The 5,501-nt window shown below is 75.7% G+C and carries 5 protein-coding genes; 3 read left to right on the top strand and 2 right to left on the bottom strand.

Annotated elements, in window-relative coordinates; genetic code table 11:
- The first annotated feature begins 90 nt into the window (after positions 1-90).
- Together ACFXA3_RS34110 and ACFXA3_RS34105 are read left to right on the top strand one after the other, a co-directional pair.
- The gene (locus tag ACFXA3_RS34110; protein ID WP_385193346.1) at positions 91-921 is read left to right on the top strand and encodes a LysR family transcriptional regulator; all 831 of its coding nucleotides are present in this window, start codon (positions 91-93) and stop codon (positions 919-921) included.
- A 39-nt stretch (positions 922-960) separates the two neighbouring features.
- Positions 961-2,109: a M24 family metallopeptidase gene (locus tag ACFXA3_RS34105; protein ID WP_385193344.1), complete on the top strand. Its 1,149-nt coding sequence runs from the start codon at positions 961-963 to the stop codon at positions 2,107-2,109.
- A gap of 12 nt (positions 2,110-2,121) precedes the next feature.
- Here ACFXA3_RS34105 and ACFXA3_RS34100 read toward each other — a convergent pair whose 3' ends face one another.
- Both ACFXA3_RS34100 and treZ read right to left on the bottom strand, forming a co-directional pair.
- Positions 2,122-2,889 (bottom strand): class I SAM-dependent methyltransferase, encoded by a 768-nt coding sequence (locus ACFXA3_RS34100; protein ID WP_385193341.1) that lies wholly within the window; start codon positions 2,887-2,889, stop codon positions 2,122-2,124.
- Between the two features lie 68 nt (positions 2,890-2,957).
- Positions 2,958-4,712, bottom strand: coding sequence for a malto-oligosyltrehalose trehalohydrolase (gene treZ, locus ACFXA3_RS34095; protein ID WP_385193339.1), 1,755 nt, complete (start codon positions 4,710-4,712; stop codon positions 2,958-2,960).
- Positions 4,713-4,824: 112 nt separating this feature from the next.
- Here treZ and ACFXA3_RS34090 point away from each other — a divergent pair, with 112 nt between their 5' ends.
- A complete protein-coding gene (locus tag ACFXA3_RS34090) occupies positions 4,825-5,385 on the top strand; it encodes a DUF1707 and FHA domain-containing protein (protein WP_385193336.1) in 561 nt (186 codons plus the stop codon).
- Positions 5,386-5,501: the final 116 nt, after the last annotated feature.

Here is a 5,501-nt window from a genome sequence, read left to right as displayed (position 1 = left end):
GGCTTGGACCCGGGCCTGGGCCTGGACCCCGGGTCCGGCCGCTGCCGTCGGGGCGGGGGGTCGGGTGCGGTGCGGTGGGAGGGTGGGGGGATGGATCCGCATCTGCTCCGCACCTTCGTCGCCGTCGCCCGGCTGGCCTCCTTCTCCGGGGCCGCGCGGGAGCTCGGGTACACCCAGTCCGCCGTGTCCCAGCACATCGCCGCCCTCGAAGGGGACCTGCGCGCCGAGCTCCTCACCCGGCGGCCCGTCGAACCGACCCCGGCCGGGGCGCGGCTGCTGGAGCACGCCGTGCCCCTGTTGCTGCGGCTCGACGCGGCCCGCGCCGATGTGCTGCGGCTGGCCGCCGCGCCGCCCGGACGGGTCACCCTCGCCGTGTCCCCGCTCGCCGTCGGGCCGCGGCTGCTTGCCGCGCTGCCGGCCACCGGGGTCACGCTGCGGGTGCTGCCGCCGGCCGAGGTGCCGGCCGCCGTCGCCACCGGCGGCTGCGACCTCGGGCTCGTCGACGGCCTCGCCGCGCCCAGCGACCCGCTGCGGCTGCCCGACGTGGCCCCGCTGACCGTCACCGGCGTCGGCGAGGACCGGCTCGCCGTGCTGCTCCCGGCCGGGCACCCGTTCACCGGCCGGGCCTCGCTGCGGCTGGAGGACCTGGCCGACGCCCGCTGGATCGACGCCCCCGGCGTGGCCCCGGTGCCCGCCGCCGTCCGCACCGCCCCGGCCCTGCGCTACGACGGCACCGACCTGAACGCCCTGTGCGCCCTGGCCGCCGCCGGGCACGGACTGGTCCTGCTGCCCCGCCGGGTGGCCGCGGCCGCCGTACCGCTGTCCGACCCGCGCCTGGTGCACCGTACGGAACTCCTCGCGCCGGGCGCCCCGACCCCGCCCGCCGCGGCCCTCGCCGCCCGGCTCGCCGCGGCCGGGTAACCGCTCGCGCGCCGCCCGGCACGGCGGCAGGATCGCACCATGGACCTCGCACCCGACGCATCCGACGCATCCGACGCCCCCGAGCCGTTCACGCACGCCGACTACGCCGCCCGGATGGCCGCCGCCGCGCAGAGCGCCGCCGACGCCGGGCTGGCGGGCCTGCTCATCGCTCCCGGGCCCGACCTCGCCCACCTCACCGGGTACCGGCCGGCGGACACCGAGCGGCTGACCCTGCTCGTGCTCACCGCCGGGCAGGACCCCGTCCTCGTCGTGCCCGCCCTGGAGGCCCCCGACGCGGCCGGGGTCCCCGGGGCGCCCGCGCTGACCCTGCGCGACTGGGCCGACGGCAACGACCCGTACGGCGTCACCGCGCCGCTCCTCGACACCGCCGGCCGGTTCGGGGTCAGCGACAACACCTGGGCCCTGCACCTGCTGGGCCTCCAGCGGGAGTTGCCGGGTACTTCGTACGCCCCGCTCACCGACGTCCTGCCGATGCTCCGCGCGGTCAAGGACCGGCGGGAGCTGGAGCGGCTCGCGGCGGCCGGTGCGGCCGCCGACGCGGCGTACGAGCGGATCCTCCAGGTGCCCTTCGCCGGACGCCGGGAGAGCGACATCGCCGCCGACCTGGCCGCACTGCTGCGTGAACACGGCCATTCCCAGGTGGACTTCACCGTCGTCGGCTCGGGCCCCAACGGGGCCAATCCGCACCACGAGGCGGGTGGGCGGACCATCGGGCACGGCGACATGGTGGTCCTCGACTTCGGCGGCCTCAAGCACGGCTACGGCTCCGACATCTCGCGCACCGTGCACGTCGGCGAGCCGAGCGCCGAGGAGCAGCGCGTCCACGACATCGTCCGGGAGGCGCAGCAGACCGCCTCCGCGGCCGTCCGCCCGGGCATCGCCTGCCAGGACGTGGACCGGGCGGCCCGCGCGGTGATCACCGAGTTCGGCTACGGCGACCGGTTCATCCACCGCACGGGCCACGGCATCGGCGTGACCACCCACGAGCCCCCGTACATGGTCGAGGGCGAGGAGCAGCCGCTGGTCCCCGGGATGTGCTTCTCCGTGGAGCCGGGCATCTACCTGCCCGGCCGCTTCGGGGTGCGCATCGAGGACATCGTGACGGTCACCGAGGACGGCGGCCGCAGCCTCAACAACGCCCCGCGCGAGCTGGCCGTCGTGGAGTGAGCACCTGAACCGTCACGCTTCGCCGGCGACGACCAGGCGGTAGCCGTAGTCCACGTTCCTCTGCTCCAGCAGGTGGGCGTGGCGCCGGTGCCAGGCCCCGGATTCCAGGTCCGCGCGGAGCCGTTCCATCGCCGGTTCCACGACCGAGGGCGGCAGCGTCGCGAAGGTCGAGCTCGCCGCCCGTACGGCCGGGTCGAGATAGGCCTCCGGCCGGCGCCAGTAGGCGGTCTGGAGCCCGTCGGTGAAGTCGTGAGGGATCGGGAACGTCAGTACGGTGTGCGCGTCGAGCGCCTCGGCCACCTCCGCCACCGCAGTGAAGCGTCCGCGGTCCAACTCCCGTATTTCCGGCAGGTATTCGTCCACGAGCCACAGCTCGGGGCGGTGCTCGGGATCCCAGGTGAAGACCGCCTGCCGGCGCGAGACCCGGCGCAGTTCGGCGAGCCCGCGGTGCAGGTCGGTCCAGTGGTGCACGGTGAGGACGGCCATGGCGGCGTCGAAGGCCCCGTCGGCGAACGGCAGTGCCTCCGCGCCCGCCTTCACCTTCCGGGGGCCGGCATGCTGGTCGAGCATCACCTGCGACGGGTCGACGGCGGTGACCTCGGCCTCCGGCGGCTCGTACGAACCGGTCCCGGCCCCGACGTTGACGACGGTGCGCGCACCGTCCAGCGCCCGGCCGATCAGCGCGGCCAGCCGGGGGTCGGGCCGCCGTGCCTTCTTGTAGCCGACCCCGATGCGGTCGTACGCGGCCGCCGTCCGTCCCTGTGCGCTCTTCTGCTCCATGGGGCCGACTCCAGCAGAGCGGCCCGCCGTTGATCAAGGGGTTTCCGCGGCGGGCCGGACGCGCGCCGTCACGGCCCCAGCAGTACCGCCGATTCGGCGGGGACGTGGACGCGGCCGTCGGGGCCCGGGTGCTCGACCGGCTCCCAGGCCGCCAGGACCCGCACCCCGTTGCGGCCGAGGGCGATGGTCACCGGCTCGGCGGACAGGTTCGCGACCACCCGTACGTCGCCCCGCCGGAAGGTCAGCCAGCGGCGCTCCTCGTCGAATGCCACGCGGACCGCCGCCAGGTCCGGATCGCGCAGGTCCGGGAGGGTGCGCCGGAGCGTGACCAGCGTCCGGTACCAGGCCAGCAGCCGGTCGTGCGGGGCGCGCTCCGGCTCCGCCCAGTCCAGGCAGGAGCGGTCGCGGGTGGCGGGGTCCTGCGGGTCCGGGATCTCTTCGGCCTTCCAGCCGTGCGCCGCGAACTCCCGGCGCCGGCCGCTGCGCACCGCCTCGGCGAGCTCGGGGTCCGGGTGGTCGGTGAAGTACTGCCAGGGCGTGCCCGCGGCCCACTCCTCGCCCATGAACAGCATCGGCACGAACGGCCCGGTCAGCGCCAGCGCCGCGCCGCACGCGAGCAGCCCGGGGGAGAGCGAGCCCGCGAGCCGGTCACCGAGGGCCCGGTTGCCGATCTGGTCGTGGGTCTGCGTGTAGCCGACGAAGCGGTGCGCGGGGGTCCGGCGCCGGTCCACCGGGCGGCCGTGGCTGCGGCCCCGGAAGGAGGACCAGGTCCCGTCGTGGAAGAACGCCCGCGTCAGGGTCTTGGCGAGGGCGGCCAGCGGCGCCTCGGCGAAATCGGCGTAGTACGCCTGGGACTCGCCCGTCAGCGCGCAGTGCAGCGCGTGGTGGAAGTCGTCGTTCCACTGGGCGTGCAGGCCCAGGCCGCCGGCGCCGCGCGGGGTCGTGGTGCGCGGATCGCACCGGTCGGACTCGGCGATCAGGAACAGCGGACGGCCGCTCTCGGCGGCGAGCGCGTCCACGGCCGCGGACAGCTCCTCCAGGAAGGTCAGCGCCCGTTCGTCGGCGAGCGCGTGCACGGCGTCCAGGCGCAGCCCGTCGATCCGGTAGTCCCGCAGCCAGGCGAGGGCGCTGCCCAGGAGGTACGCGCGCACCTCGTCGGAGCCGGCGGCGTCCAGGTTGACCGCCGCGCCCCAGGGGGTGTGGTGGGTCTCCGTGAAGTACGGGCCGAAGGCAGGGAGGTGGTTGCCGGACGGGCCGAGGTGGTTGTGGACCACGTCCAGCACCACCCCCAGGCCGGCCTCGTGCGCGGCGTCCACGAACCGGGCCAGCCCGGCCGGGCCCCCGTACGGCTCGTGCACCGCCCAGGGCGCGATCCCGTCGTACCCCCAGCCGTTCCGGCCGGGGAACGGGCACACCGGCATCAGCTCCACGTGCGTGATGCCGAGCGCGGTGAGGTGCCCCAGGCGGGCCGCGGCCGCGTCGAAGGTGCCCTCGGGGGTGAAGGTGCCGATGTGCAGCTCGTAGAGGACCGCGTCCTGGAGCCGGACCCCGGGTGCGGGCGCCTGCGGGGCGATCGGCTCGAAATCCACCACCGCGGAGAGGCCCTCGGCCCCGTCCGGCAGCCGCCGCCCGCGCGGGTCGGGCCGTACCGCCTCCGGTCCCGGCGCCACGCCCAGCAGGAATCCGTACCGGTCCCCGTCGGCCGCCGGGGCCTCCACGACCCACCAGCCGGGCCGGTCCGGATCGTGTCCCATCTCGTACGCCTCGTCCCGCAGCCGCAGCGCGACCCGGTCTGTCAGCGGTGCCCACACCTCGAACTGCACGGACGGTTCCCCTCGTCTGCGGCGGTACCCGGAACGTGTGCCGGACCCATCATCGCGCGGACGGCCGGAGGAGTTCTGGACACTCCGGCCCTGACGGGCCGACAATCACCCTGTGACGTCGAGTTTCGAGTTCCCCGCCTTCCCGGTTCCGCGCCTGTCCGACGCCGAGCGCGACCGGGCGCTGACCCAGCTCCGCGAGGGTGCGGCCCTCGGGAAGCTGTCCCACGACACGTTCGTGCGCCGGATGGAACTCGCCCTCGTCGCCCGCCGCTCCGAAGACCTCGCCGTCCTCACCGCCGACCTGGACGGCCGCGGCGGCGAAGGCCCCTGGACCCGTCGCGTCTTCGCCTGGGTGGGCCGGGCCTCCGCCGTGTCCGCCGGGGTCCGGCGGGCCTGGACCGCCGAGCGGCTGCCCAAACTGCTGCTGCCGCACCCCAGCGCCCGGGCCCTGCGGATCGGCCGCGACCCCGGGAACGGGCTGCGGCTCACCGACGAGACGGTCTCCCGGGTGCACGCCGAGCTCGGCATGCGCGACGGCGTGTGGGTGCTCACGGACCTCGGCTCCTCCAACGGCACCACGGTCAACGGCCGCCGGGTCACCGGCTCGGTCGCGGTCCGCGACGGCGACCAGATCGGCTTCGGCCGGATGAACTTCCGGCTCTCCTCCCACTAAGGGGGTGTCTTGTCGATCATGCCGGGCCCGATGATGGTGCCCATGGAAGCCGAGAACCCCAGCGAACACCCGCCCGTGCCCGCACGGCCCGCGGGCCGCGCGGGCCGCGTACGCCC

The organism is Streptomyces sp. NPDC059456 (assembly GCF_042750055.1).
GTDB lineage: Bacteria > Actinomycetota > Actinomycetes > Streptomycetales > Streptomycetaceae > Streptomyces.
The sequence above is the reverse complement of the archived record's forward strand: the minus strand, read 5'-3'. Positions and strand labels throughout refer to the sequence as shown.

Coding starts and splice junctions, on each gene's coding strand:
- ACFXA3_RS34100 (WP_385193341.1), bottom strand. CDS start 2,889: ATGGAGCAGAAGAGCGCACAGGGACGGACGGCGGCCGCGTACGACCGC.
- ACFXA3_RS34105 (WP_385193344.1), top strand. CDS start 961: ATGGACCTCGCACCCGACGCATCCGACGCATCCGACGCCCCCGAGCCG.
- ACFXA3_RS34110 (WP_385193346.1), top strand. CDS start 91: ATGGATCCGCATCTGCTCCGCACCTTCGTCGCCGTCGCCCGGCTGGCC.